Annotated in this window: 24 protein-coding genes; 7 read left to right on the top strand and 17 right to left on the bottom strand. The window is 50.9% G+C overall.

Annotated elements, in window-relative coordinates:
- Positions 1 to 660 precede the first annotated feature (660 nt).
- The 5 genes from VK694_04255 to VK694_04275 all read right to left on the bottom strand — a co-directional run bounded on the left by VK694_04255 (position 661) and on the right by VK694_04275 (position 3,374).
- Complete coding sequence (locus VK694_04255; GenBank protein HTE57930.1) at positions 661 to 918, bottom strand: type II toxin-antitoxin system mRNA interferase toxin, RelE/StbE family; 258 nt, start codon at positions 916 to 918, stop codon at positions 661 to 663.
- A 5-nt stretch (positions 919 to 923) separates the two neighbouring features.
- The gene (locus VK694_04260) at positions 924 to 1,220 is read right to left on the bottom strand and encodes a hypothetical protein (protein ID HTE57931.1); all 297 of its coding nucleotides are present in this window, start codon (positions 1,218 to 1,220) and stop codon (positions 924 to 926) included.
- Between the two features lie 372 nt (positions 1,221 to 1,592).
- The gene (locus VK694_04265) at positions 1,593 to 2,108 is read right to left on the bottom strand and encodes a hypothetical protein (GenBank protein HTE57932.1); all 516 of its coding nucleotides are present in this window, start codon (positions 2,106 to 2,108) and stop codon (positions 1,593 to 1,595) included.
- Positions 2,109 to 2,331: 223 nt separating this feature from the next.
- Positions 2,332 to 2,868 (bottom strand): DUF1697 domain-containing protein, encoded by a 537-nt coding sequence (locus VK694_04270; GenBank protein ID HTE57933.1) that lies wholly within the window; start codon positions 2,866 to 2,868, stop codon positions 2,332 to 2,334.
- Positions 2,865 to 3,374, bottom strand: coding sequence for a pyridoxamine 5'-phosphate oxidase family protein (locus tag VK694_04275; GenBank protein ID HTE57934.1), 510 nt, complete (start codon positions 3,372 to 3,374; stop codon positions 2,865 to 2,867). Before VK694_04275 ends, VK694_04270 begins: the two co-directional genes overlap by 4 nt.
- Positions 3,375 to 3,455: 81 nt before the next feature.
- On the opposite strand from VK694_04275, the gene VK694_04280 reads away from it, so the two are divergent.
- Positions 3,456 to 3,860, top strand: a complete 405-nt coding sequence (locus VK694_04280; GenBank protein HTE57935.1) for a hypothetical protein — start codon at positions 3,456 to 3,458, stop codon at positions 3,858 to 3,860.
- Here VK694_04280 and VK694_04285 read toward each other — a convergent pair.
- On the bottom strand, positions 3,857 to 6,310 hold the full coding sequence (locus tag VK694_04285) for a hypothetical protein (protein ID HTE57936.1): 2,454 nt from the start codon (positions 6,308 to 6,310) through the stop codon (positions 3,857 to 3,859). The genes VK694_04280 and VK694_04285 overlap by 4 nt on opposite strands.
- Positions 6,311 to 6,487: 177 nt before the next feature.
- Between VK694_04285 and VK694_04290 the strand changes: the two genes are divergently transcribed.
- The gene (locus VK694_04290; protein ID HTE57937.1) at positions 6,488 to 7,081 is read left to right on the top strand and encodes a hypothetical protein; all 594 of its coding nucleotides are present in this window, start codon (positions 6,488 to 6,490) and stop codon (positions 7,079 to 7,081) included.
- 51 nt (positions 7,082 to 7,132) lie between these two features.
- Here VK694_04290 and VK694_04295 read toward each other — a convergent pair whose 3' ends face one another.
- The 4 genes from VK694_04295 to VK694_04310 all read right to left on the bottom strand — a co-directional run bounded on the left by VK694_04295 (position 7,133) and on the right by VK694_04310 (position 12,013).
- On the bottom strand, positions 7,133 to 8,317 hold the full coding sequence (locus VK694_04295) for a MarP family serine protease (protein ID HTE57938.1): 1,185 nt from the start codon (positions 8,315 to 8,317) through the stop codon (positions 7,133 to 7,135).
- Between the two features lie 14 nt (positions 8,318 to 8,331).
- On the bottom strand, positions 8,332 to 10,875 hold the full coding sequence (locus VK694_04300; protein ID HTE57939.1) for a porin PorA family protein: 2,544 nt from the start codon (positions 10,873 to 10,875) through the stop codon (positions 8,332 to 8,334).
- 60 nt (positions 10,876 to 10,935) lie between these two features.
- Entirely contained in the window at positions 10,936 to 11,322 is a 387-nt protein-coding gene (locus tag VK694_04305) for a MarR family transcriptional regulator (protein HTE57940.1), read from the bottom strand.
- A 388-nt stretch (positions 11,323 to 11,710) separates the two neighbouring features.
- Positions 11,711 to 12,013 (bottom strand): hypothetical protein, encoded by a 303-nt coding sequence (locus VK694_04310; protein ID HTE57941.1) that lies wholly within the window; start codon positions 12,011 to 12,013, stop codon positions 11,711 to 11,713.
- A 168-nt stretch (positions 12,014 to 12,181) separates the two neighbouring features.
- Between VK694_04310 and VK694_04315 the strand changes: the two genes are divergently transcribed.
- The 4 genes from VK694_04315 (at position 12,182) to VK694_04330 (ending at position 16,372) form a co-directional block, all read left to right on the top strand.
- The gene (locus VK694_04315) at positions 12,182 to 12,847 is read left to right on the top strand and encodes a response regulator transcription factor (protein HTE57942.1); all 666 of its coding nucleotides are present in this window, start codon (positions 12,182 to 12,184) and stop codon (positions 12,845 to 12,847) included.
- Between the two features lie 25 nt (positions 12,848 to 12,872).
- Positions 12,873 to 12,995 carry a hypothetical protein gene (locus tag VK694_04320; GenBank protein ID HTE57943.1) on the top strand — a complete coding sequence of 41 codons (123 nt, stop codon included), beginning with the start codon at positions 12,873 to 12,875 and terminating at the stop codon, positions 12,993 to 12,995.
- Positions 12,996 to 13,076: 81 nt separating this feature from the next.
- The gene (locus VK694_04325; GenBank protein HTE57944.1) at positions 13,077 to 14,429 is read left to right on the top strand and encodes a HAMP domain-containing sensor histidine kinase; all 1,353 of its coding nucleotides are present in this window, start codon (positions 13,077 to 13,079) and stop codon (positions 14,427 to 14,429) included.
- A gap of 53 nt (positions 14,430 to 14,482) precedes the next feature.
- Positions 14,483 to 16,372, top strand: a complete 1,890-nt coding sequence (locus tag VK694_04330) for a hypothetical protein (GenBank protein ID HTE57945.1) — start codon at positions 14,483 to 14,485, stop codon at positions 16,370 to 16,372.
- Between the two features lie 10 nt (positions 16,373 to 16,382).
- Here the strand turns inward: VK694_04330 and VK694_04335 are convergent, their stop codons facing one another.
- Positions 16,383 to 16,772 carry a VOC family protein gene (locus tag VK694_04335; GenBank protein ID HTE57946.1) on the bottom strand — a complete coding sequence of 130 codons (390 nt, stop codon included), beginning with the start codon at positions 16,770 to 16,772 and terminating at the stop codon, positions 16,383 to 16,385.
- Positions 16,773 to 16,822: 50 nt separating this feature from the next.
- Positions 16,823 to 18,106, bottom strand: a complete 1,284-nt coding sequence (locus VK694_04340) for a hypothetical protein (protein ID HTE57947.1) — start codon at positions 18,104 to 18,106, stop codon at positions 16,823 to 16,825.
- 90 nt (positions 18,107 to 18,196) lie between these two features.
- Between VK694_04340 and VK694_04345 the strand changes: the two genes are divergently transcribed.
- Entirely contained in the window at positions 18,197 to 19,096 is a 900-nt protein-coding gene (locus tag VK694_04345) for an aminoglycoside phosphotransferase family protein (protein HTE57948.1), read from the top strand.
- Here VK694_04345 and VK694_04350 read toward each other — a convergent pair.
- The 5 genes from VK694_04350 to VK694_04370 all read right to left on the bottom strand — a co-directional run bounded on the left by VK694_04350 (position 19,083) and on the right by VK694_04370 (position 25,668).
- Complete coding sequence (locus VK694_04350; protein ID HTE57949.1) at positions 19,083 to 19,340, bottom strand: hypothetical protein; 258 nt, start codon at positions 19,338 to 19,340, stop codon at positions 19,083 to 19,085. The two genes, VK694_04345 and VK694_04350, sit on opposite strands and share 14 nt — an antisense overlap.
- A gap of 82 nt (positions 19,341 to 19,422) precedes the next feature.
- A complete protein-coding gene (locus tag VK694_04355; protein HTE57950.1) occupies positions 19,423 to 20,310 on the bottom strand; it encodes an EamA family transporter in 888 nt (295 codons plus the stop codon).
- Entirely contained in the window at positions 20,303 to 21,910 is a 1,608-nt protein-coding gene (locus VK694_04360; protein HTE57951.1) for an amino acid adenylation domain-containing protein, read from the bottom strand. The genes VK694_04355 and VK694_04360 overlap by 8 nt, the downstream gene beginning before the upstream one ends.
- Positions 21,911 to 21,991: 81 nt before the next feature.
- Positions 21,992 to 25,000: a hypothetical protein gene (locus tag VK694_04365; protein ID HTE57952.1), complete on the bottom strand. Its 3,009-nt coding sequence runs from the start codon at positions 24,998 to 25,000 to the stop codon at positions 21,992 to 21,994.
- Between the two features lie 194 nt (positions 25,001 to 25,194).
- A complete protein-coding gene (locus tag VK694_04370) occupies positions 25,195 to 25,668 on the bottom strand; it encodes a hypothetical protein (protein HTE57953.1) in 474 nt (157 codons plus the stop codon).
- Positions 25,669 to 25,771 lie beyond the last annotated feature (103 nt).

A 25,771-nucleotide genomic window follows, 5' to 3' on the forward strand; every position in this document is an offset into this window, starting at 1 on the left:
TTGAAGACTGCCTTGACTACAACTTCTACCGGCCACACAGCATGCTCCGCATGCTGACGCCCGTTGAATATCTGCAAAGCCTAGACGGCTTTGCAGATGCTACACTTGATACAAGTGTCTTATATGTTTAGTGGGTGGACCAGTAAACCTACCTGAATCCCGAAACCTCCTCAAACTGTTATTTAACCAATCTTAGACCCGGAAGGGTACCTGTCTGTGCTAGCTCTGAGGTGTAGATGCTAGGATTGATGACCATAAATTCTTAGATTTTAAGTGAGTTTTGTATCTGTTAGTGAGTTTCGGGATTCAGGTCAGTAATGGTAACTGCTCACTGCCTCCCCGTATCTGTTGATTGGCAGTAAAGGAGTTAATACGCATAAAAGCCAACAGATTGAGCAACTTCAAGCACTGGCCTTGTGCTGATATTTACACCTCTGTTTTGGAGGGTGTGAGCAGTTACCAGTAATGCGAAACTACACTTTAACGCCACATGGTTCTATTTTGGCAATTGAATTCCAAATTGCTACATGCATGGAACATATCATTATGTGAGCCTAAAGTATCTTCAGCACCTACTTATAACCTGAATCACGAAACTCCAAAACACCACAGACTAAAGAGGTCGGACCTCTAGACAGGGGTGGAGTTTCGTGATTCAGGTTACTTATATAGTTGGCTATGCGTTCCACACGCCACAAAAAGAGCTTCGCCATCAACCACTTTGTAGTGCGTTCGCCAGTCGCCACCAAAAGTAATTGAGCGATAGCCTGTCCACTTGCCGCTCAGTGGGTGATTGTATAAATCAGGATGCATTGGGTCGGTTATAAAAAGTACGAAGGCTTTTTTAAGGCGTTCCCGTTGGGCTGGCTTCAGCTTTAAGTAGTCTTTTTCAAACGACTTATGGCGGCGTATTTTCATGCTTTTTAGATATTTTTATCTAGGTCACTGAAAAAATCATCAGCATTGTCGTAGGCTTTTGATATATTCTTGCCTGCTTTGATGTCGACGTCAGCCTGGCGCATGATTTTTTCCAAGTGAGGCGTAGGCTCCAGCGTAGTAGTAAGCCGTACTTCACCGGCGCGCAACATCTGCTTGATGTTGGCGGCTGCTAAAGTGGTGGCTGGTATGCCAAGTTTGTCAGCAAAGATTTGCAGTTTGTAGCGGGTTTCTTCATCGAGTCGGATATTCATACTCGTGGATTTTGTAGTTGCTTTACTCATGTATCAATTGTATACCTTTCGTGTACTTGCTGTCAATATCTCGGTATATCTTTGTGTACTCATTTTTGTCCCCGCGGATAGCGCAGATCTTTAAATTTGTACGAAGGTATTGACCGCTAAATGCTCGCTTAACAGCCTGAAGCTTGTATAGAAAAGATATATAGAGGAAGTACACAGGGTGGCTATGCTAGCAAGATGTCCTGGATAGTTCCTAAAAACACAAAACCTTGATGCTTAGGGTCCAACCCTGAGCATTTACGGGGGTGGGGTTTGTGTTCTTGGGAACTGTCCAGGTGGCGGGTTTGGGGTTGAGCCTCAGGCTCTTCCTTTTTCCCACCACCTGGCAGCTCTCTGTTATGCCGCTACTGCGACCTAGCTGTTGTACATCTCGTGGCGCCGGCCGTGCTCGATCTCGTGCCGACTCGCGTCGTCGATCTCATCATCGTCCGGGTAGTCCCAACCGTCGTAGTGTGCTTCGGTCCAGAAGTCGGTGGCGTCGCACAGTGTGGCGGCGTAGCAGTTGCCGTCGCACTCGGAGTCCGGCTTGCCGCACCCTTCGCGACATAGGAAGTCGAAGTCCCAGCAGGGCTGACAGCGGCGATCCTTGACCGCGGGCTTGTCCCAGCAGCTCTGACAGAGCAGCTCATCGGCAGCCCGCTGGGCAGCGTCCTGCAACTGCTCGTCGCAGTACTCATGCGAGTCGCTCGGGTACATCGGCCAGGTGCAGTACTCGCAGATCGGGTACTTCTTCTGCCAGTTGATGAACGCATCGCCGGTGCGGTACTTCTTCGACTCGATCGGCAGAGTGGCAAGCCACTTGATTGCGAGGTCGACGGCCTGCTTCTTGAGGCCGATGAGGTAGAGCGTGTACAGTATGACGGAAGACATCCGTACTCCTTGGTCGTGATCTTGCGATCGGGCTATGGTCGATGGTTGGGGGTAAATACACGAAAAATTCGCATAATTATCTCCAACCATCAACAGAGGTAGCAACATGGGTTAACAGAGAGCTATTAAGGTACTTCAGAGGTGGTTTCCCAGCGCTACTGAAGTATTAGTATATTAGCATAAATACGTTAAAAAGTCAATATACGTAACAGGGGTGACGATATTACGAATTCATAAGAGTTGCTAGCTTGCGGGCGGTATTGCAGTTGCGAATGGTTACGTGAGCGTACACCTCTGTACCAAAGATCTTCATCAGGCCACTTCTGGTTACATTGGGCCGGTCTACGCGCCACAGGACGGCGCCTGGCACGTATTTGACGTCATCTATATCTGGTTTGATGGTCAGCAGGTCTAGCACTTCTTTTGTATCAAAGTCTTCCCACAAAAACAGTACGTCGCATTTCATGGTGGCGTCGTTGACCCACTTGTCTGACAGGGCCTTGGCCACCATCTTGATGTTATCTTTGTCACGAATGAGTACTTTGACCGCAAAGCCAAAGTCTTCGGCAATAGCTTTTTCTAGCAGCGTCACCAGTTGTTTGGGCGTGTGTGTGGTGTCTTTAAAGATAATATTGCCAGAGTTGATATAGGTAACAACGTCCGTTGTACCAATACGCTCAAAGGTCTCTTTGAGCCGCTTCATTTCTACCTTGTTTTTGCCGCCGACATTTATGCCACGCAGCAAGGCAACGTATATCATGCATGATCTCCTGTGAGTTCTTTGGCGGAGACTTCATGACGATAGTCGCGAACGATCAAGCCATCTGCGTCACGCTGTGCCCAGTTAACCCACATTTTAGTGATATCGGCACCATACATGCGCTGAGGATTGGCATCTTCTTGGTAGTAGCTGAGATCTATGATGGGTTTGTTGTTTCGCTGGTTTCGCTTGTTATGAGCTGCCAAGGCTTGCACGAGTTCGTCGCCCTCTAGCTGGTGGCCATGATCGGCCTGTATGTATAAGCCACCGCCCCGCATGAGGTCGTACATGACCACAAACAGCTGGCCAGTTCGCAAGACATTCTGGACGTGCATAGACTGCGGGTGCGATCCGAAATACAGGTGTTGCAGATTGTCGTCTGTGATGAGGTAAAAGGGTGAATTATGTGGGGATCCATCAGCATTGACCGTAGCCATAGCTGCATGTCGTCCGGTTGCGAGCATTTGTTTGACGTAAGCAATACGTTCTTTCAGAGACTTGTCCATGGATCCAGTATAGCAATGACCAAATGATCAAAAGAGTGTTACGCTTATATAAGTAAGCTTCATAATTACCGGGGGATGTTTATGAGCGAGGACCAGCCTGTTCCGAAGAGAAAACGTTCGTTACAAAAAGGTGCCCTGTTGCTGCTGGGCATATTGTTTGTGCTGGCAGCAGGCAGCAGTGCGTTTTTCTACAAAAAATATCAGGGCGCTCAGGCTAAAGGCAAGGTAGACGAGGCAGCGCTGCTGCGCGACGTCAGACGCACCGTGCAGCTGCCAGACGAAAAACCCACTATGGTGACCATCGCTGACAAAGACAAACTGAGCAACAAAGTACTGGCGGCCAGCGTGGATAACCAAGATATTTTGCTGATATACAATGATGCCAAGCGCTTGGTGGTTTACCGTCCATCAACCCACAAAGTTATAGACATGCTGCGCTTTGCTGACAAAAGCGAGGTCCAGCCGGCATCGAGCTCGGCCCGTTAGTCGGTAGCTGTGTATTCTATCGTAATCAAGAAGCCGGTGAAACTGACCGCCGATATATTGCCGTCATACAAAAAACTGTAGACATCGCCAGCACTGAAGTTTTGGCCGCCCACAACGCTGGGTGAGCTAGGCACAAAAGCATTTAAAGAAATGCCGTTCATAGCAACTGACGCGACGGTAGCGGCCGGAGCAGTTCGACGTTCCACAGATATAGTGCCTTTGCCAATAGAGGCGCTGATCCCAGCGGCGTCAGTAAAGGTGACCTTGGTAATGGTGCCACTGGTGGGCGCGATGAATACGGGCCTCTCAAAATCGCCCAAGACGGACAGTACATTGCCAATCTGAATAGACACGGTTTTTTTGTTGGCGGCGGTAGTGAGGTTGGAGGTGCGGACTGCTCCGCTGGCCAGCAGTGTATTGGTGATAGCATTGTTGGCTATGTCACCTGTAGCAATAGTGCCATCGACTATCTTGGCGGCAGTTATAGAGTTGTCAGCCAGAAGCGTGGCGGTGATAGCGTTGTTAGCAATGTCGTTGGTGCTGATAGTGCCGTCGGCAATCAAGCTGTTGGTAATAGCATTGTCAGCAATGTCTGTTGTAGCAATGGTAGCATTGGTGATGTCTAGGCTGGTGATGGCTCCGTCAAGGATGAGGCTGGATGTGATAGCATCGGTCGTGATGTCTAGGGTGCCGATAGCGCCATCAACAATCTTGGCGCTGGTGACCGAGTCGCCCGCCAGCAGGGTATTGGTAATAGCATTGTTGGCTATGTCACCCGTGGCAATAGTACCGTCGGCAATCAGGGCGGTTGTAATTGCACTACTGGCAATATCGCCGGTTGCCACCGTACCATCGGCAATGTCACCACTGGCTACGACGCCATCAGCTATGAGGGCGGAAGTGATAGCGCTGCCGGCAATGTCTACGGTGCCCACAGCTCCACTGGCGATGTCAGCTGTAGAAATGGTGTCATCGGCGATCAGGCCACTGGTGATGGCGCTTGTCGCAATATCTATGGTGGCTAGGGTACCATCGGCAATGTCACCGGAACCAATGGCTCCGTCGAGGATCTTGCTACTGCCTATAGAGTTGTCGGCCAGCAGCGTGTTGGTGATGGCACTGCTAGCTATGTCACCCGTAGCAACCGTGCCATCAGCAATGAGCGCTGTGGTTATTGCATTGCCGGCTATCTGGGCGGTGTTAATCGCACTGCTGGCGATATCACCACCAGATATAGTGCCATCGGCAATCAGCCCCGTGGTGATAGCACTAGTTGCGATATCGATAGTGCCAATGGCACCGTCTAGGATTTTGGTGCCATTTACAACATTGTTGGCTAGTAGGCCGTTGGTGATGGCCCCGTTAGCAATATCGCCCGTGGTTATATCACCATCGGCGATTAACGTGGAAGTTATCGCACCGCTGGCGATATTTGCTGTCCCCAGTGTGCCGCTGGCAATGTCCGTGCCGGTGATACTGCTGTCCGAAATAAGTGCAGAGGTGATTGCGTCTGTGGCAATATCAACCGCGCCAATAGCTCCGTCCAATATCTTGGCTCCGCTGACTGAATTGGCCGCCAGCAACCCTGTAGTGATGGCGTTGCCAGCAATGTCCAGCGTGCCGATTGCTCCATCTGCTATCTTGTCCCCAGAAATAGCATCTCCGGCTAGAAGCCCATTTGTGATAGCTCCGCTGGCAATATCGGCACCACCAATGCCGCCATCAGTCAACTGAAGCGAGGTGATGGTGTTCGTTAGGATATCAGTGGCATCGATAGTGCCATCGGCGATCAATCCAGATGTGATGGAATTTGTTGCAATATCTAGGGTGCCGATGGCTCCGTCGACAATCTGGCTGCTGCCTACGGCATTGTTAGCTAGGAGGCCACTGGTGATAGCCTGCCCGGCAATATCAATAGTGCCGATGGTGCCATCCAGGATTGACCCAGATGTTATGGTGCCAATACCGCCCTGCAGATCGGTCAGCAAGTCGGTCGAAAGGTCTATGACCCCAATGGTGCCATCCAGGATATCTATGGTTCCAACGACAAGGCCGTTCAGTTCACCGACGAGTCCATTGACGGTCGCTCCCAGTAAGTCGACAACGCTCCCTGCAGCACCTAGGTCAATTAGTGGTGCAGGTTGTGGCTGGGGTGCGGCCGTCGTTGTTGTCTGGTTTGTTGTGCGATTATTTATGTTGGTAGTAACCAGACTTTGCAAGTTGGTGTCCAGGTTGTTTATCGAGATGGTGTTGTCGGCTATGTCGTTGTTGGTAATGGTCTTGTTGGGGATCCTTTGTGAATCCAAGGCTGTCCGGGCATCGTCCAGAACGACCAGCCGGTTATCGGGTGCCAGAGCAATCAGCAGGAGTCCACTAATCAAGACGGCGGCCAAGGTACAGATTATTCTTGCGGCATGCACTTTTTTCTCATGCCTCGTGAGCCTCTTCATGGTCGTAGCTCACCCCCAAGTGATTTATCTTGTTGCTTTAATCTTATATACCAAACTCTACTTAGGCAAACAAAGCAACAATTATAAACCTGTTAAATTACCACAAGAATTATTGATTTATTATGAACAATACATAATAATCGTTATATAAACAACAAATAAAAAAGGATCTTTCGCATGGCCAGTATCATTCAGGCAGAAACCAGACAAAAAGAAAAAATCAAAAAACTGAAGAAAAGCCAGATGTGGATGAAACGGGGTATCATTGCAGCCCTGATCGTCATTTTGCTGCTGCTTTTGCTCCTGGGTTACGCAACTGATTGGACAAAGGGTCTCCGCAAGGACAAAACAACCACCCCAATCAGCAGCAATCTTGACTCGCTTCAGGGTGCCGATGGAGCGGCGGGTGCCGCTAACGGTGGTGGGGGTACTGGGACCAATACTCGCACCGGCACCAACACGGGCACTACCAGCAACACTGGTACTACTCGTGAAGGTACAAGCACAACTAGCACTACCAACAATACAACCACAACAAACCCAGCTACACCTACTACCAACCAGCCGGGAGTCCTAGAGACATTGTTGGCGCAAGTAAACGCCGGTGACACCATAGACGACGCCAAGACCCTGGCCAATTCACTGGGTGTGCAGGTTGGCTGCACGCAGAACTTGATCATTCAAACTTGTGAGTTCAGCGACGGCACCTCAACGGTCAGCACAAAGAATCTGCTTGGCACCGGTCTGATCACCAGTGTTATCAGACAGTAAGTAAAGTAACCCCCTCTAAAAACCCGCCCTTGTTCATCCCGGGGCGGATTTTTAGCTTCCGGTACAACTTCCGGTTGCAACCTGAGTGGCTTGCTTAGATGCTACGGCAATGCCGCCCGTAAGCTGGTCGGCAACAATAACATACCCGGTCTTGTTCTGTGAGGCAGAATGGCCAAACACCATGCCAATAACTTGCCCCTCGCTGTTGATAAGCGGACCGCCAGAGTTGCCAGGTCCTAGGCTTGAGCGGATGGCATAGACCTTGCGCAGCGTTTTTGTCTTGCCATAGATATCAAAGCCACTGGCGCTGAGATACTGCATGATAGTGGCGTCCTGGCTGGTTAGCTGGCCATTGGGGTAACCCACCAACGCCGAGACACTACCCGGAGGGTAAGCTTTTGTCTGGAGGCTCAGCGGGGCTGCAGATAGATCTGACGCTGTCCGTAGGATGGCCAAGTCCAGGCTAGGGTCAAACCAGACAGCTTGAGCTACGTGGGTACCAGTCTGATCTTGGATAGACATGCGATTGGCCCCCGCTATGACGTGAGCATTGGTAGCTATCAGACGTTTGCCAACCAAAAAGCCGCTGCCCAGGCTGGTCGAGCCGCAGCCCCACGCATTGACTTTAACCGTAGCGTTTTTTGCGCGCTGCACAGCCCCGTCTAGGTCATTAAATTGCTGGCTGACCGCGTTGTCGGCCGTGTCAAACTGGGGTTCGTCCCCTACAAAGACATCCGGCGAGCTAAAGGGATCCAACAGGTGGGCAGTGTTTTTGAAGATACCTGGCACACTTGCCAGCTTATTTATAGCACTCAGCAGTTTCGAGTTATCAATCTGGCGCTCTGCCATCGACGGCAGACTGGGCGCAAAGATCGCCGTGCCTAGCCAAATCACTACAGCAGTGGCAACAACAGCCACAATAGCGCCGCCAGATTGCTCTAGGACGCTTACGGGATGGGACTTTGCCCATATGCGCTTTCGGATCCAGGTGCCCAGTAGCAGACAGGCATCGAAACACAGGAAGGCTATGCCCAGAACCAATATCCCCAATATGATAGTTCGTATTGCAGAGCTTTCACTCAGAAAAGCTAGCTTTCCGTACACAAAGGCAATTGCAAAAAGTCCCAGCACCATGCCAAGAGATATAGCCAGTTGCTTTATAAACCCATAACGCATGCCCAAAAATGCCCCACATGCCAGAATAAGCAAGATCAGTACATCGGCGAGAGTTATCATGACATTTCCTACCGCTAGTCCCGCTTCTTAAGCCGTTTATCTAAAAGGACACGGCTGTGCTTGGCGAGCTGCGGGTATAGCGTGATTAGTAAGAAGAAATATATCGCAGTTCCACCCAATAAGATAGTCATCGGTGCTCGTTCTTCAGTAGCGCCCAGTCGAAACGCCGGCAGAGCCTTGTAGCGAATAGTCCACGGGTGGTTTTCTACGTAGATCACCGTGCTCTTGGTCAGACGTGGTTTTTGATACAGGGCGAACATCTCTACGTCCAGATATCGGTCATACAGTTGACTGTCGCCATTGACGCCTAGGCCACTGTATACCTGCACATCTATAGAGGGTGATTCTTTTTGTAGGGCCTTCTCCATGAAAGCTTTCATATCAAAACCGGCCACCACAACTCCGTCAAAGTTTTGGCGGCGTTGCTCGGTGGTCGTGGTTGGCGGGCGGCTGCGGTATTGAGGCGCAGCCATAACAAAGCCGACATTGGTGTCCTTGTTAATAACACCTTCGGCTACTATTTTGCCCGATATGCTGGGCACGCCACTGTCGCGTGCTCTTTCTATGACTTCGTGGCGGACGGTCTCGCTGAATAGGTCCAGGCCAACGGCTTTTCGACTGGTTGGCGTCAGGGGTTCGGTATACAGGAGCGGCACATAAAAGGGTCGGCTGCCTGTCGGGAAAATAGTGTAGTCCGGATAGGTCTGTCTGGTCTGGGCAGTAAAAGCTGCCACCTGAGAAGCCGGCACTGCCTTTGCGTAGCCAACGCCCAGTATGTCCGGGTAATTCTTGGCTATGTCCAGCGCCTGGACGTAGCTGCTCCACTCGTTTTGTTCCACGGCATAAGACGCGTTAAACAAGGCTACTGCACCTGTTAATGCGTTGCTGCGGATTTTTGCCTCGCTGCTCATGGCGGTTTGCAGGCGCAGTGTTTGCTCGTCAAAGCGTGCCTGCAATTTTTGTCCCACGGCATTTTGTTGTAGCTGGGCAACCACTAGTAGCAAAATCAACGGCAGGGTGGCCAGCGCTGGCCGTATTAGCAGAAGCAATGTGGTATGGATAGTGGGCTTGAGGCCGTTTATACGCTGCAGAATCTGCAAGAAGGTAAATCCACAGACTATAAGCAACACAGACACAAATCCGGATATTGATTCAACCAGGCTGAGCCCCAAAACTTTATCCAGCTGCAACAAGCGTATGCACAAACCAGTGGCTCCCATGGTGGTGACAACCCCGCCCAAGAACAGGGCAAACCTGACAGACGTTGCCTTTCTGCTCAGTGCCACTCGGGCCAGGGCCAGACCCAGTAGCAAAAAGGCAAAGGCACTGAATAGGGTCATCCGGCTAGGGATAGTCTGGCTGAGCTCTTCAACTTCTGTCCGAAACAGCGTCAAGTCTAGGCTGAAAGGCACGGCATTTACCTTGCCAAGCATCTGCAGGCTGGCAAAAATAACCAGCAAGCCTGCCAAGAACAGAGAGGTGTTATTGCGTGATGGCCAGTTCAATAGCGCCATACAGCTGACCGCCAATCCAAAACAAATGCAGGACAGTGGATTGATACTAACATCCGCAAACAGGACTGTCACCAATGGATGCGCTTGCAGCGCCCACCCGGCCAAAATAGAGGTTACCGTCACCCCTACGATGCCCAAGGGCACATAGACGGGCAGTCGGGCACCTCTGAAATGGCGCAAAGTCACCAGTAGTACTACGACAAATGCTGCCATAATCAGCAGTACTGGTCCGGTCTGGCGAGCAAATACTTGCTGGCGTTTTAGCGATTTGGCATAGTCTACATGTTGTTTCACGCTTTCGTCGGTAAACTGGCTGACAAAATGGTTAAACACCTGGAGGCGTTTGCCTGATTCTTTATCGTAGGTATAGGTGGTGGTGTCGTCGTTAAGCTTTACCAACCAGCCGCTGACGGGTTCTACCCATACCTGTACGCGGGGCTCGTACTCCATGCCCTGGCCAGGTGGCAGGGTCCCGGTGGCGGTATTTTTTTGTTCTAGCCGACCCACTGTTTCGTACTGCGTCTCATAGTGATAGACGGTCAGGCCGAACAGTTCCTCTTGGCCAGTGTAGTGCATGACAGCTGGAGCGTCATAAGTAACGTGCCGGAAGGTGAAAGGCTGACCCTTTTTGAGGTTTCGTGGCGCAAACAAATACTCTGGCTTGGAAGGGTCTGCCTGCTCTAGACTTTTCCCAGACGAGCGGTTTATGTTTCGCTGCTGGCTTATGATTGCTACTGGATCGCCGGTAATAGTAACTGCACGTAAGACATTCTGAATAGTGGCAACACCTTTATCTTCGCCGGCTGATACATAGCTGAGTTGCACCTGAGAGTATCGTTCGCCGCTAAAGCGCTGATTGACTAGGTCGTAGTAGCTGTCCGTGCCAACAACATCAGCACTATAAGAGAAACCAGCTGGTATGTAGGGCTGTCGAACAGCGTCGACCCATAACAGAGCCACCGAGCTTGCCATAAGGACTATGCCCACAATAGGCAATACCTTATGGGGCCACAGCCTTCCCCACACGCTTGAATATTTATGCATATATAATCTAGATTATATTACAAAGCATGAGCGCTATACTAGCGTGGTTATGAGGGTATGTTAGAGAGTAGCTTTGTGGTGTGCAGCAGAAATGACCTGCAAGACGTCTAGATAGTTACGAACTACCGCTTCACCAGCATCGCCCAGTGCACTGTCGATTTGCTTAACAAATTCCGCTTCCAGCGCCTCAAACACGGCAGCACCTTTTTTGGTCACCGTAATCATGCGTACTCGGCGATCTGCTGGACCGGCTTGCAGTTTTATAAGTTCTTTACTTTCCAGTTTTCGTAAAGTACCGGTCACATAGGTAGATTGGACGTCTAGTTCGCTGGCGATATCGCCCACCTTCACCCCTCCTGTAGGCGTTGTACTAGCCACAAAACCCAACACCAGCCATTCCGGTGAGCAGAGCCCATACTCACGCACAATATTTTCGCGAAATTCCATAATATTACGAGCTGCCCGACTATGAAGGATACTTATCCGATGTGGGGGTGTCTGTCTGTAGATGCTGCCTAGGGCCATGGTTCGTCCTTCCGGTCCTTTTACACGAAAGACGGCACTGTAGCTGTAGCGAGGGCCGAAGGATAAAACGTATCGACGCTAAGGTCGATACGGAAAAGGTATACGGCACTCTAATATATACAGCAGCAGGACTCGTCATTTCGTACATGAATTGTCTTTGTGCTATCAAGCAATGTGCTTGAGGTGCTCTACCTTGGAGTCGCCGTAGCAACTCTTCGGGGTATGAACAGTATAAATATAACAACTATTAGTTAAGCACGTCAATCAAACGCCGGTTCGACGTATAAAAAAACGAAAAACTACAACGGACCTAAAGAGATACGCGTTTAATGTCTTGGCAGCGCTTGCACTTTACTTCGACAATTCCTTTGACCAGCAGCCCCTTGAAAAGCAATTTGCCACAGTCACAGCGATATTCTTGAAGTAAAGGCGTAGGCTCGATAGCTGTTGAATTTGGCAGGGTTGTTGCCTGCGATAATCCTTTCACGAAATACTCCTCTGTTAAGCTTCGCTTGTATTCAGTATGAGAGGTGATTATTAAAAACTGGTTAAGTTGTCCCCAGTTGTTTTTAATAGTTTGATCAATTGCATATATGATTACGTAAGAGTTCATTCACATCTACCCGCATGCTAGAATGCCAAGGCCTACCACTTTTTCTCTGTTTTTCGCTTTCAGTCGCGTCCGTATGGCAGCGTCTGAAAACAAAAAATCAGATGAGAATCTGTAGTGGAAGCTGGGTATTCACATTGCAGGTAGGTATAAACAACTCCAAGCAACCTTATGAAATTACTGATTATCGAGGACAACCGACTACTGGCCAGCAGCCTAAAGAGCTACTTGGGCAAATCCTTCGTGGTGCACACTGCGCACACAGCAGCAGATGGCTTGCATCAGGCAGAGACAAAGCACTTTGATCTTATTATCCTGGATCTCCACTTGCCTGATGGCAATGGCCTGAAGGTCTGTAGCAAACTCAGGGCAGGTGGAGTAGAAACTCCTATTCTCATACTGACCGCCTCTAAGGAAACCACGACCAAAGTAGAGCTACTAGACGCGGGGGCCGACGACTTCTTGACCAAACCCTTCCAGGCGCCAGAGCTGCGGGCTCGGCTGCAAGTCCTGCTGCGGCGTGGTGCGTTGCAGTTTTCTACAGCCCGTCCTGTGTTTAAAGATCTAACGCTTGACCTAACCACGCGCTCTGTCCAGCGCGAAGACCAAAACATAAAACTCCGCCGTAAAGAGTTTGATATCTTGGAGTACCTTATGCGTAACAAGGGTCGGGTGATTACCCGAAAGATGATTCTGGACCACGTATGGGAAAGCGACACCCCGGCGTCCAGCAATACAGTAGATGTGCACATGAAGCATCTGCGTGATAAAGTAGATCGTCCCTTTAAAACTCCATTAATCGAAACCGTTTATGGTTTTGGGTATATAATGAGGTGAGGGTAAACAAAGGAGCACCACAATTATGCAAACCACGATAACGCGGATCTTGACAGATCCAGCTGCACGCAGCAAAGCAGCGGTAGAAGCAGGTTTGATCGAAGGGGCTGAAGTAGCCACACCCTGGAATGGCATAGCTGAATCTTAGCCGTCAACCTACTTATTTACGAAAAACTGGACACTTTATTCGTGTCCAGTTTTTAATATAGGTATAATAATTACATATATCATGTCGCTCCGGAGACTCTATACTAGATTTGTCGCGCCACGGTCTAAAACGGCCGAAGCTCAGAGTCGCGAAATCACCCTGAACATCTTGTTGCTTGGGACCCTGCTGTTAGCATTTGGAGCGGTGAGTATTTTGGTTGTCAACCTCTTTACAATTGACCGGTCTTTTACACAGGTTCGTCTCTGGCTGTGCTTGGGCGTGACGGTCTTTATATATAGTTTGTATCTCCTGTCGCGCCACGGCCACTACAGGATTGCGTCTAACTTATTCGTCAGCCTGTATTTTCTTATTTTTGTTAGCATGATCTTGTCCTGGAGTATCCAGATACCCCAAGGGATACTCATGGCGGCCTTTGTGATTATTTTGAGTGGCATTCTACTGGGGTCACCCTATGCCTTGTACGCAGCTCTTTTAAATATTCTGGTGTTGCTGGGCGGGCTGTACCTGACCGATCCAAATATTCGCTGGAAGCAATCACCGCCTTCGGCCGGTGACGTAGTGGTATTTGGTGCTACTTTTGGACTAATCGCGACTGTTTGTTGGCTGTTTAATGGCCGCATAGAGCGGTCGCTGGAGCGGGCCGAGCGGTCCGAGGCAGCGTTGCGTCGACAAAAAGATTTACTGGAAATAAAAGTAGAGCGGCGGACTAAAAAGCTTCAGGCCGTTCAGCTGGAGCAGATCCAGCAAGTATATAGGTTCGCAGAGCTGGGGCTGGTAAGTACTGCTCTGTTGCATGATCTTGCTAATCATCTCAGCACTATTTCGCTGGATATTGAAGGACTAGAGGGCGAGAGTAACTCGCAAATACTGGGGCGCATCAAGCGTACCATTCGGTATATTGACAACTCTGTCCAAAAAACACGCCAACAATTGCATGGTCAGGCGTCCGTGCAGCGCTTTGCTGTCCATACGTCGCTAGATGAGGTCATGGAAATCTTGTCATATCGCGCCCAGCAGCAAGATGTCGATCTGGTGGTGGAGGGCAAACGACTAGAGACGATCCATTTGCACGGCGACGAAATGCGGTTCAAGCAGATGCTAACCAATATTATTGGCAATGGTATAGACGCTTCTGGCGATGCACCCGTAGGGCAGCGTAAAACCATTGTGACGGTAGAGACATCACAGAAGCGACTGCTAGTGCAGGTAACAGACTTTGGCAAAGGTCTGCCTGCTAGCAAGAAGAATCATTTATTCGAGCCATTTTATTCAACAAAGAAAAGTGGGATGGGATTGGGCCTGTTTATGGCCAAGGAAATTGCCGAGCGGGGCTTTGGTGGGGGCATATCGGCAAACAGTAGTCGGGCGGACGGAACAACATTTACCGTAGACTTACCACTTAAAAAGACGTGAATTCAGCTGCTACGCAAGCGGCCCTTCAGAGGGGGGTAGCTTATGTGGCGTCAATGCAGCAAAAAGACGGTGGCTTTGTAGGGTTTTCGAGCCCCACTATGTCACCGTTCAAAAAGGCCAAGCCTTACCAAACCACTTTTGTGCCGGCCCTTATATTGCAAGCTCTTCAGGCATTGTCGACCCCCGAGAGCCATGCTGTTTCCGAAAAGCTGTCTGGGTTTTTAGCGGCACAGCGAAGTCCCCATTGGTCATTCAACTATTGGGCGGTAGGTGCCCCAGAGCGCTCCAGCTTGCCGTACCCGGATGATTTGGACGACACTTTTTGTGCTCTGGCTGCCCTGCATACTTATGATCCCACTCTTTTGGATGCCACTGCTTTGGCTCATGTGGTAAGGCTATTGATGGGGACCGAAGTTGCAATTGGCGGTCCTTACCGTACCTGGCTGGTGCGGGCCGATAGCCCTGCGGTGTGGCGCGATGTAGATGTGGCGGTGAATGCCAATGTGGCTTACTTTCTAAAGCGCATCGGGAGCCCTTTGCCGCGGCTGGCAGATTTTTTGTACCAAGCGGTTATTACGGGACAGTTATCGTCGCCCTACTATCCGTCACCATATCCGGTGGCCTACTATATTGCCCGTGCCTACAGTGGCTCGGCTTCTAAGCGTTTGGAGCAAATCGTGTTGGAAGGGCAGGTAGACGGGCACTGGGGGACGCCCTTGCAAACTGCCTTGGCGGTGAGTGCGCTCAGGAACCTTAACCCAGACCTTAACCTGCAGCGTGCCCAGGCTTTTTTGCTTTCAACTCAGCGTGCCAATGGCTCGTGGCGCGCCGAAGCTTTTTGTATTGATCCTCACCAAAATAATACAACTCATTACCATGGCGCAGAGGTACTTACAACTGCTCTGGTGCTAGAAGCTCTGGCTATTATGGCGGCTATGCCACCAGCGCCAACCAGGCACCGCCGGAGTTCGTTGAATCCTCGTGCCCAGCGACTCCATAAGGCAGTGTTGCATACAGTCAAGTCCGAGCTGAGTAGACTCAATGGCGATTTGCGTCATCAGTCATTGCACTTTATGAATCGCTTGGTAGAACACGACACAAACCACGAGATTGTACTGTTGCCATACTTTTTCATACAGTCGTTGCCGCGCCAGCCCACGCTCAAACACACGCAGCTGCTTTCACTCTGCGCGGCTAATCTGTATGGATGGGTGGCGTACACCATATACGATGATTTTTTGGATGACGAGGGCCAGCCGGTTCTGTTGTCGACGGCAAATGTTGCTCTGCGTGGTTCGCTCGCTCACTTTCGGCGGGCTATGCCCCAGCCTGCTTTTCAGCAGATTGTAGCCCAGACCTTTGACGCGATAGATGCGGCTAATACGTGGGAGGTGACTCATTGTCGGCTCAAAAAAAGCAACGGCACTATCACGTTAGGATCACTGCCGTCCTACGCGCGTCGCATGCAGCTGGCAGAGAGATCGCTGGGTCACACGCTAACGCCACTGGCCATTTTGATTGCCGGGGGTGAGTCTCCGCAGAGCCGCGCCAGCCGGGGGCTGGAGCGGGCGCTCAGGCAGTATCTGATTGCCCGGCAAATCAGTGACGATCTGCATGATTGGGAGCAAGATTTTCGGGCGGGGCATGTCAGCTTTGTGGTGGCTGCTATTTTACGAGACCTACGTATTCAATCCGGCGATTACGCCGTGGATAAGCTGGTCAACCGTATGCAGAAAAAGTTTTGGAATAAAACGTTACCCGCCTTGTGCGACGTGGTTATGGAACATGTAGCAGCGTCCCGGGCCCAGATACCTCCACTGCTTGTGGCCGACAATATCCTGATCAAACTATTGGCTGGCATAGAAGCTTCTATGCAGCGGACCATGACGGAACAACAGCAAGCCCAAAACTTTTTAGAAGCTTTTGCGGAAGAGCAGAACTAGTCTGCAGATGCTATTTTTCTTGCAATACGCTGAGGATGTTCCCGGCAGGGTCCTTGAACCAGGCAATGTCTGGCCCTTGATTGGCAGCTAGGCCGCGCGCGATGTCTTTTTCGTCTTGCTCGAAGGGAAAATCGTCGTATCGCTCAAAGGTCACACCTTTGGCTTTTAGCTCTTCTACGGCTTTGTCGATGTTATCCACTGGAAAGTTCAGGATGGTGAAACTGGCGGGCGTGTGGTTTTCTTTAGGATATACAAAAATCTTGGTGCCACCGGCTAACTTTAGGGTCAAGCCCATGTCGTCCTCTACGGCATCTACACCTAGTACGTTGCTATAAAAATCTTTGGCAGCCTTCTGGTCGTTGACCGAAAAGCCACTAAATGCGTGTGAATCTTTTAACATGTATACTCCTCCATTTATGCTTCTATTTTAAACGACAAGCGGCGTACTGCCTAGCTGGCCAGTGGTAGCCTCAGGGCAAGCATCTCGTTGGCGTCTATTCGGGGGATAAGATCATATACAAACTTTCTGTCGTTTCCTGTTATGTCCAGGTCATGCAGAGCTCTCTCTAGGGCTCTGTGTTGGCGCGCAAAGATGTCGTCATGCTCTAGGTCGAATCCATGCTGTATAGCTTTTAGAGCAAAGATGGCGGGCCTGGTTTTGCTGGATAGTCTGTGTAGCGTGTTGAAGTTTTCCCAGAGTCCGTATTCGAAGGCTGGCGTGGGCTCGAACTTTCGGCAGGCGGCCTGAAAGACCTCGGGTGTAATTCCTGACTGAGTATAGCGATTGCGTGCATCAAGATAGATATCATATCCAGCTTCGACGGCTGCACGGTAGGCTTTGAGGCCTCGGTCTATGGGTGCTTGAGTGAACTCTTGTTTTTTAGAGAGGGTTCTCAGCACGCTTGCGGACATGTAGGGCGTGCCAGACTTGATGGCGTGTCTAATACCTACAGTAACTAGTTCTTGATCGGTCAAGCCGTGAGCAAATGGCAGTCGGTCGAACTTTAGCCAGAATTTTGTAATGCTTCCAAAGAAAGCAACGATGACATTTCCCGGATGCGCCCGGAAATAGTTACGATATTTCTTGTTCATCTTGTCACGAGTGAGTGGACCATTATTTTCTCTGATAACATGCGCCCCAAAGCGATATACATCATTATGGGTATACTGGTTGCGAAGAACGCGTGTCTCTAGGCCAAAAAGTCTTTGCACCTCTCCCCGGGCACTCCCCAGAACGTCAAGTGTTATGGTCCTGGATGGAAGGAGGCTGCGATCGGCTCCCCATTGTATGACTTGATTAAGTTTCTTGGGAGTCTCGGGTGCTATGTCTAAGGGTGGTTGCAGTGCATGCTGTGCCATCCACCTGAAGCGGTCCAGCAGTTCAGATTGCTCCGGTCGAAAGTCCTCTGGGTAATATCCCAGCTGTCGCCGCACGGCTGCAACGCCCCCATACTGCTGAAGGCGGTAGTAGCTTGGGCCGTACCCCGCCTTGTACATTTCCCTAAAGTCACGGGCGGTGGGGGCAAGGTCTATGCGTCCTGTCTCTGATGCCGACCATAAAGCAAGCGTAACCATAAATGCACCGTAGTCACCCAGATCTTCGAGTGTATGGTTGGCGTGATTGAAGTTCGTGGTCAGGTATTTATCGGTGTCTTCAGTCTCTAATAGGGGAAAAAGGCCGGGCGGTAAAACCTCGGGAACCGCAAGTACGGAGTTGTTTTCACCCTCTTTCATTACTGCCTCCGTCTTTATGATATACCAGTTTCATTGTCTTATATATGGTTTATGCTGGTATGACGTCACTGGGTGTTCTATGATTGCTCTATGACCAAGCAGTCGCAGAAGATGCCGCCCAAAGTAGCCCGTTTGTTCGCTATGCTTACGGCTGCGTATCCGGGGCTTACGTGGCAATCGTATCGGTATATTGACGAAGGGTGGGATCATGAGGTTTTGATCTTGGACGAACAGCTGGTATTTCGATTTCCAGACGACGAGGAATACACCAATAAGCTCAAGTCTGAGATTAGCATTCTTGGGTATCTGAAAGACCGGGTGCCCGTCAGGGTGCCTGACTATACTTATGTGCCGGTCAATAAAAATTTTGCAGGCTACGCACTGGTGCCCGGAGAGCAGTTGCTGGCACCCTACTTACAAACACTGCCCCGGGGGGATTACAAGGAAATTGTAAAACAACTGGCCGGCTTTTTGTCGGCTATCCATACTCAGGACCTGGCTCAGTCTATTTTTAGGGAAGTGAGTAGTTCGTACCTAGAAGAAGACCAAAAAGCCCTGAAGCAACAGGCAGCTACCAATCTAAAACAAGCACTGTCGGCCAAAGACTTTGCGTTGGTAGAAGAAATCATTGTCGAAGTTGACGAATTGGTTGTCCAAAAATTGCCGCAGGTGTTTATACACAACGATGTATATAGTCGCCATTTGCTGTGGGACGCCAAGAACCGCAAGCTGGGTGTTATTGGCTTTAACGACATGTGTATCGGCGACCCGGCGGTAGATTTTGCCGAACTCTACGAATATGGCGCAGCGTTTGTTAAAGCTGTGTTTGATCAATATACTGGCCCCCAGGACGACACCTTCTTAGAGCGTGCCTGGATCTACCAGAAGTGGGTTGGTGTGTACATGATGGCTGACCACTTCGAGACACCCAAAATAACCTTCGAAGAAGCTCGAGAGACCTTTGATAGGATTAAGATTACTCCTCGTTAGAAGAATCTTCGACAGCAACTGAAGCTTTCTTGCGGTTCAGTAGCACCCAGGCTATGACTGCGGCAACCACGGCTACAACAACAATGCCTCCCACCAGTGGCAAGTTACTGGAACTAGCTGTTGGTGTGGCTTCTGGCTGAGTTGTGCTGGCTTGTACGTGACCTTCGTCTTGATGGCTGTCGCCAGTGGCTGACGAGCCTGCCTCTTCGTGACTCTGGCCATTATGTGCTAGTAGGGTGCTCATTGTATGTCTCCTTTAAGTTTGGGCTTTAAGCTAGTGTAGCAGTTTTAGGTGCTTGCTACTCAGTTTGATATGATAGCATTCCTTAGCCAAGCGACAAGATAATGACGCCGGCGATAGTGACAATTGCACCACAGATGGGAACCAGCTTGAAGTCCTCTTTGAGATGTTTGAGAGCTAACAGAATGGTCAGTACGGGATAGCAGGCTGACACTGCGGCAACCACGGGCGCCAGGTTAGCATCTTGTTCGATACCAACGTTTATGATGACCATACCAAACATCTGCAAAACCCCAGCGCCAATAATGTATGGGTTTTTCAGGCTGTGCAGGCTGGCGCGGGTAAGTATTTTCTCGCTGCCTTTTACAATTGGTGCAAGCACCGCGCAGGTGACAAAGATACAGCTAATCTGTACCAGCGAAGCGGTCTGCCAGCTTATGTCATGCAGGGCTTGCGACATAAGCACATAGGCCAGTCCCCAGGCGCTGGCAGTCAGCAGGGCTAGGGCGGGTCCGCGGCCCAGGCGCCTGTCGCTATTCTTTATGTTGAACAGTTCACTTGCTGCCAATACGCCTAGTGTTACAACCGCTACGCCAATGATTTGTCGCGGCGAAAGACTGCCATGGAAAAACATCAGCAGCAATATGGTTGTAATGAGAGGATAGGCGCTACTGAGCGGACTGACCAGGCTGACAGGCCCAACCTTGAGTGCCTGGAAAAAGCTGATGAGGCCTATGCCCTGAGCGATACCACCACCTACGGCGTACCACATGTCTGAGCGCATGAGATTTTGGTTGTGCCCGGACAAGAAATAAAAGAGGGCAAAGGCCAAAAGACCAATGCCATTGACGACGATAACGGACGTGGCGGGCCCAACGGCTCGTGTAGCTTTGGCAGCCCAGAAATCACAAATGCCCCACGCCACTGCTGCCGCAAAACCACACAAAATAGCTAGAATAGCGACATCAGACATAGGTAATCATTTCGTCTTTAGTATAGCCTTCAAGTGTCTTGCGGTCGAGCTTGCCAGTGGCCGCAACGGGTAGGTCGACCAGGCGCACAAAGTGCCGCGGAACCATGTGGCGATGCAAACGGTCGGATGCGAATGTTTGCAGGTGCTCGGGTCCAAAGTCGTGGCCAGACCGAAGGGTTACAAATGCCACTAGGTGATCATCTTTTCCGTCAGCAGTGTGGCGCAACACTACCACAGCTTCGTCAACAGCTGGGTGTTCTGCCAGTATGGCTTCTATCTCGCCTAGTTCAATCCTGAGGCCGTTCAGCTTGACCTGCAGATCTTTGCGGCCCAGGCAGACGACGGTGCCGTCTGGCCACATACGGGCTTGGTCGCCCGTCTTGTACATACGGGCGTCGGGTTCATCAGAAAAGGGGTTTGGCAAAAAACGGTCGCGGGTGGTGTCGTCTAGTTTGTGGTAGCCGCGGGCCAGGCCGTGACCGCCAATGTACAGTTCGCCAATCTCTCCTGGCTGAACCGGCTGGCCGTCATCATCCAGGGCGTATAGCGTAGTGTTGGCAATAGGTTTGCCAATGGGAATGGTTGGCTCTTGGCTTAGATCGTCCTGGTGGGCGGTAGTGTAAAAAGTGGAGGTCACGGTAGTTTCGGTGGTACCGTATGCTGCTACCCACGCCACGTCGCTGGTGCCCTCTAGGCCTTTCCATTCCAAAAAGTGCTTGGTGTATATTTTGTCGCTTCCGACTATAACCAAGCGCAAGCTGGGTGGCACGGCAAGCTGGTAATCTACCAGATACTCTGTCCAGTTGCGCCACAATGGGGCGGGAACATTCAGGATGGTGTAGCCCTCTTTTATGATCTCTGCGGTAAAGGCCGGCATGTCGGTGTGCTGCGAGGCAGATACCACAAGTGTGCAGCCGGCCATGAGCGGTGGGATGATTTCTTCGGTGGCCATGTCAAAAGCAATGGGAGCCATCAGTGGCACGCGGTCGCGGGGTGTCAGCCGAAACCGTTTGGCAAAGTCATACGAATGGTTTACGGTGGCCTGGTGTGTGATAATAACGCCTTTTGGCCGGCCGGTAGATCCCGATGTGTAGGCAATGTAGGCGGCGTTTTGTGGTTGTACCTGGCTGCTGACATTAGACGTCTCTAATGTGTGCAGGCTCTTTTGGACTTCGTCTACCAGGATGACGTCCGGGGCTATCTTCTGGACCGAGGCGGGTAGCGATGCATCGGCCAGTATCAGGAGAGGCCCGGCATTTTCAACCAGGTAGTGCAGTCGACGGGCGGGCAAATGCGGATCCAAAAGCAAATATATACCGCCAGCTTTCAAGATTGCTAGCATGTACAGGACAATTGCAGACGAACGGGTCAAATAACACCCCACCACTGTCTCTGGGCCAACACCACGACTCTGCAGGTAGCGGGCAAGCTGGTTCGCCTGGGCGTTCAACTGTGCGTAGGTGTATTGGTTCTGGGCGCCAGCAATAGCAATAGCATCGGGCGTTCGCTGCACCTGCTGCTCGAACAGCTGGTGGATGCAAAGATGCTCCGGATAGATTTGTTTCTGGGCACTTTTCTCAAGGGCCTTCGCGGATGGCATTCGTTGTACTCCTGTATAAAACTTATGTGTTTTTGATAGCCAGTCCATAGTACCAGAAAGTATTTGATACAAAAGATGGATTTATGCTCTTTCGGCAAATTGCTCTATATCATAGATGGTGGCTGGTATCATGTCTGCTGTGTCTATGTCGTCGCCGAACGCGAAGTAAACTGCTCCGTCGGGTTCTATGACAATGCCGCGCCCCGGCTGTTCTCGGCCAACTACTACGCGGTGGCTAGCAGAGCTAATAGTGCGATCGTGGGTATCACGCATGTGATATGCAATGCCGCCCTCACCAGCCGTTGAGCAGGCATGCAGAATAATGCGATAAGAGTTCCCCAAATGTTTGGTGAAGGTGTTAGGTCGGGCGCCCACCTGTCCACGGCTATTGATCTGGTGTATATACTGAAATATTGATAGTGCTTCGCCACGAGGCCCAAGGATGAGGCCACGGTATTCGCCATGAGCTGCAATGATTACATTTTGCAAGTCTGGTTCTCTGTTAGCATTACGCTCTCGCTGGCCTACGGCGACGGCTATTTTGGCAAGCTCTGTGGCGCTGCCGGCTTCAAAGAAGAAGAGCCCTTCTTGTTTGAGTTGTGATGTGTACTCACTGCCAATGTTGCTCATAAAACTGTTATGATCACCCTGTGCACTTATGACCAAATTCCGAGGAGCTACCCTGCCGGATGTCCAATCGACAAATTGTTTATGAAGTTGCTCTGGCTTATAGCGATTAAAGTTCTGGATACCAAAGGTCTCCACCATGTAGGTGGCTTCCTGAAGACTGTAGGCTTCGATAAGCTTAGAAAGAGCTCGAACCTGACTCTGCATCATCTCTTTCTGGAGTGCAAATTCTGTGTCAAAGGCCTCTTGTTTGGCCTTATCGTCTTTGTCTTTATCTTCCAGAATGCTCTTCGGAAATCTATCAAGCGCTCGCCATGTTTCGAAAAGTCTAGAGGCTAGTTGCTCGTCCAGGCCGAGGCTAGTGAGATGCTCTTGTATGCCGGGCAAGTCCGCTAGCTGTGGCGCTAGTAATTCTTGGCCTCTTTTTACCTCTGGGTCGCGTCGTGCTTGCCAGTATGTCTCATAAGCTGCGCCAATCTCTTGGTCGAAGCGCGCATGCTGCGCCCAGTCTACGTATCTTTCGATTACTACATCATTTACCGTGATCTCAGGTCCGTTTTCGCCATAATCGGTTCGATGCGATTTTGCGAGTTGTTGGAGTGCTGATATGCCTAAGGCGTCTAGACTTTCACCGCGCTCTTTTAGTTTGTTTGCTATATAAGTATAGGCTGCCGCAGAGGCCTCGGGCTGTTCACTGGTAATAATTTGCTTGAATACTTGCTGATTAGCAGTGAGCTGACTCATGACATTGACGACATCCACGGCGGCCTGGGGGTTTGATTTCTGAACGACTTGCTGAGCGAGCTCTACAAACTGGTCTGCATTAACACATTGCTTGAGGTCTCGTAACGCCGGGCCAACGTCTTCTGTTACGTATATCAGGGGCCAACGTTCTTCCTCGAATATTTTTGTTAAGGTACTAAGCTCGCTTAGATACGCATCCTCCCCAAAGATTTCTTTGGCGGTTTGTAGCGCAGCTGCTGGTTGCTCGAAGGTGGTAAGGGCTAACTGTCTAGCCTCCGCGACACTGGCGGCATTGTCAGGGGTCTCTATGGCTGCGAGCTCCTGAAGGGCTATAGCGGCAGACCGTATGAAGACAAGCTGTTCGTCAGGAGAGTGCAGAGATTCTGCCGCATAGAGCGTGCCCAGTGCAACGCGTGGTGCCGGAGGCATTTTGGCGTATTCATCCCAAAATTCTGGAGTGAGGCTGACCATACCGTCCGGATTGTAGCTGTCTAGAAGCTCGGACACTGTGGCCTTCGGCGCTCCATGGGCATCCAGGGCAACAACGAGGGCTTGGCGCTTGCGTTCATGCATGTCGGCAATGGCGGCTAACACATGATTTGCCTTGGTGCTATCGCCTAAAGTCTCATGGACTGCTTTTTGGCTATAACTCATCTCGCGCGGGCTGGATGATATAAGCCCCTCGGCCAGCTCCTCGTGGCCCGCCTGGATAAGGCGAGGGATAGCGCCATTAACTGCAGTGGCTGACCTGGTCGGCTCGTCATCGAGCATGCCGTCCAGGCGGGTATTGCGTAGGTCGGCTATTTTATCTTCAAGGTCAGGTAACTCAAGCTCCTGGGCTTTTATGAGTAATGCTGCAGCAGTATCTGGGTTTTTGGGCTGTCTTACCTGGCTCGCAAAGGCGCTGTTTATATACCTCTTGGCCTGTGACGGGTCGTCTTTTTGTTCTGCTACTTCCGCAAGCGTAAGAAAGTCTTGCGAGGACAAAGGTTCTTTTTGAGATTTAAAGAGCCCAGGGTTAATCTGTTTGATCTCGGAAAAGTTATCGTTGAAATCGAGATCAGGGCTTGATGCAGTACCTAGTAAGCCTTCATGGCGTTGGCTGTTGTGAGTGGCCGGTACAATTTTGAGCGAACCGGGTTCTATCTCGGTAACGCTGACAAGGCCAAAAGTGTTGTTTGTGGCTTGAATAAGTTCGTCTGCCATGCCCTTGACTACGGCTTGGTGTACAACTGTTTCGCGGTCATCATCGATGTCATCTGTATACATGAGGCTATCAATGATCAGGGCGGTCTCCAGGGTGCTGATTGCAGCTTCACGATTGCCGGCGTCTTTTTCTTTGGCTGCCGCGCCTAAGAGGCGATCGTAAGTGGCAGCTACGAGCTTATCGGGAGATAGGGTTTCTTTCTGGGCTCCTTGTTCTAGCAAGGCATCGTGGGTAGCGTGTAGCGCATCAGAAGCTGTTTCTATGTAATTACTGACTCGATCAACCTGAGGCTGGTGTTGCTCGCCTAGCTCGATGCGGGTGGGATTGTAGTGCTCGTTCGGATCCGGATAATGGTTGCCGGGCTTCTCTAGATCATAAAATTCAAGATGACTCAGCTGCATGAGGCGATTGCCGAGTGCCTGCTGAAGATCTGGATGCAGTTGGTCTACGTGCTCTTGGGCACCGCTTGGAAGCTCGGCAAAATGTCCGCGGTGCGTCGGTGTGCCATCCATAAGAATCCTTTCGGTAGAAATAAAACGGCTTCTGCTTGTTCAATTTTACAGAACTGACTATGCAAGTGCCAGGGTTTTAGAAGTTGGGGCAGGGAGGCTCGGGTATGGTAGTGGTCAGCACACGGATGCAAACGGTACCAAGCCCTCGCCCCCTGCGAGTGCTGCCTTTTAGACGGCTGTCGTTCGCTATCGGCCTACGGCCAGATCTGGCCCTCGTGGAAGTGGGCGCTCGCGAGCTTGCCGTTCTCGATCTTCAGGTACACACTGCCGAGCGACCCTCCCAGCGTGTGGTCCACAAGCTCTTCGATCTGGGGGCTAAACTTGCCACCAGACAGCTCCGATTCGATGATGTCGCGGACATCCCAGGCGCTGCTCACCAAGCGTGGCTTGCCGAACATGAGGGCGACACGGACTTTGGGGTCGGATCCACCGTTATGGAAGACGGCGTTGTAGTTCTGGCCGTTCTCCTTGACTAGTGTGATCTGGAAGGTGCCTTCATTCTCGGACGAGAACTTCCGGATGAAAGCCCGCAACTGCGGCCCATTGAAATGGCGGTTAGCTCGCTGTCGCCGAAGTCTGCGCTGAGCTCGCGGTCGGTTTGCCCACCTAGTGAGCTTGGGGCTAAAAGTCATGAGTTGCCATAGCCTTTCTTTGCCGCCGATCGACATGCCCGCACGGGGTGTACGAACAGGAATAATAAAACACCCGCACGGCACAGGTGTCAATCAGCTGTGCAGGGGCGAGCACATGCTTTACAACACAAAAACCTCG

The sequence above is a fragment of the Verrucomicrobiia bacterium genome (assembly GCA_035489575.1).
Lineage (GTDB): Bacteria > Patescibacteriota > Saccharimonadia > Saccharimonadales > JAGQNK01 > DATHJY01.

Coding starts and splice junctions, on each gene's coding strand:
- VK694_04255 (HTE57930.1), bottom strand. CDS start 918: ATGAAAATACGCCGCCATAAGTCGTTTGAAAAAGACTACTTAAAGCTG.
- VK694_04260 (HTE57931.1), bottom strand. CDS start 1,220: ATGAGTAAAGCAACTACAAAATCCACGAGTATGAATATCCGACTCGAT.
- VK694_04265 (HTE57932.1), bottom strand. CDS start 2,108: ATGTCTTCCGTCATACTGTACACGCTCTACCTCATCGGCCTCAAGAAG.
- VK694_04270 (HTE57933.1), bottom strand. CDS start 2,868: ATGATATACGTTGCCTTGCTGCGTGGCATAAATGTCGGCGGCAAAAAC.
- VK694_04275 (HTE57934.1), bottom strand. CDS start 3,374: ATGGACAAGTCTCTGAAAGAACGTATTGCTTACGTCAAACAAATGCTC.
- VK694_04280 (HTE57935.1), top strand. CDS start 3,456: ATGAGCGAGGACCAGCCTGTTCCGAAGAGAAAACGTTCGTTACAAAAA.
- VK694_04285 (HTE57936.1), bottom strand. CDS start 6,310: ATGAAGAGGCTCACGAGGCATGAGAAAAAAGTGCATGCCGCAAGAATA.
- VK694_04290 (HTE57937.1), top strand. CDS start 6,488: ATGGCCAGTATCATTCAGGCAGAAACCAGACAAAAAGAAAAAATCAAA.
- VK694_04295 (HTE57938.1), bottom strand. CDS start 8,317: ATGATAACTCTCGCCGATGTACTGATCTTGCTTATTCTGGCATGTGGG.
- VK694_04300 (HTE57939.1), bottom strand. CDS start 10,875: ATGCATAAATATTCAAGCGTGTGGGGAAGGCTGTGGCCCCATAAGGTA.
- VK694_04305 (HTE57940.1), bottom strand. CDS start 11,322: ATGGAATTTCGCGAAAATATTGTGCGTGAGTATGGGCTCTGCTCACCG.
- VK694_04310 (HTE57941.1), bottom strand. CDS start 12,013: ATGAACTCTTACGTAATCATATATGCAATTGATCAAACTATTAAAAAC.
- VK694_04315 (HTE57942.1), top strand. CDS start 12,182: ATGAAATTACTGATTATCGAGGACAACCGACTACTGGCCAGCAGCCTA.
- VK694_04320 (HTE57943.1), top strand. CDS start 12,873: ATGCAAACCACGATAACGCGGATCTTGACAGATCCAGCTGCACGCAGC.
- VK694_04325 (HTE57944.1), top strand. CDS start 13,077: ATGTCGCTCCGGAGACTCTATACTAGATTTGTCGCGCCACGGTCTAAA.
- VK694_04330 (HTE57945.1), top strand. CDS start 14,483: ATGCAGCAAAAAGACGGTGGCTTTGTAGGGTTTTCGAGCCCCACTATG.
- VK694_04335 (HTE57946.1), bottom strand. CDS start 16,772: ATGTTAAAAGATTCACACGCATTTAGTGGCTTTTCGGTCAACGACCAG.
- VK694_04340 (HTE57947.1), bottom strand. CDS start 18,106: ATGAAAGAGGGTGAAAACAACTCCGTACTTGCGGTTCCCGAGGTTTTA.
- VK694_04345 (HTE57948.1), top strand. CDS start 18,197: ATGACCAAGCAGTCGCAGAAGATGCCGCCCAAAGTAGCCCGTTTGTTC.
- VK694_04350 (HTE57949.1), bottom strand. CDS start 19,340: ATGAGCACCCTACTAGCACATAATGGCCAGAGTCACGAAGAGGCAGGC.
- VK694_04355 (HTE57950.1), bottom strand. CDS start 20,310: ATGTCTGATGTCGCTATTCTAGCTATTTTGTGTGGTTTTGCGGCAGCA.
- VK694_04360 (HTE57951.1), bottom strand. CDS start 21,910: ATGCCATCCGCGAAGGCCCTTGAGAAAAGTGCCCAGAAACAAATCTAT.
- VK694_04365 (HTE57952.1), bottom strand. CDS start 25,000: ATGGATGGCACACCGACGCACCGCGGACATTTTGCCGAGCTTCCAAGC.
- VK694_04370 (HTE57953.1), bottom strand. CDS start 25,668: ATGTCGATCGGCGGCAAAGAAAGGCTATGGCAACTCATGACTTTTAGC.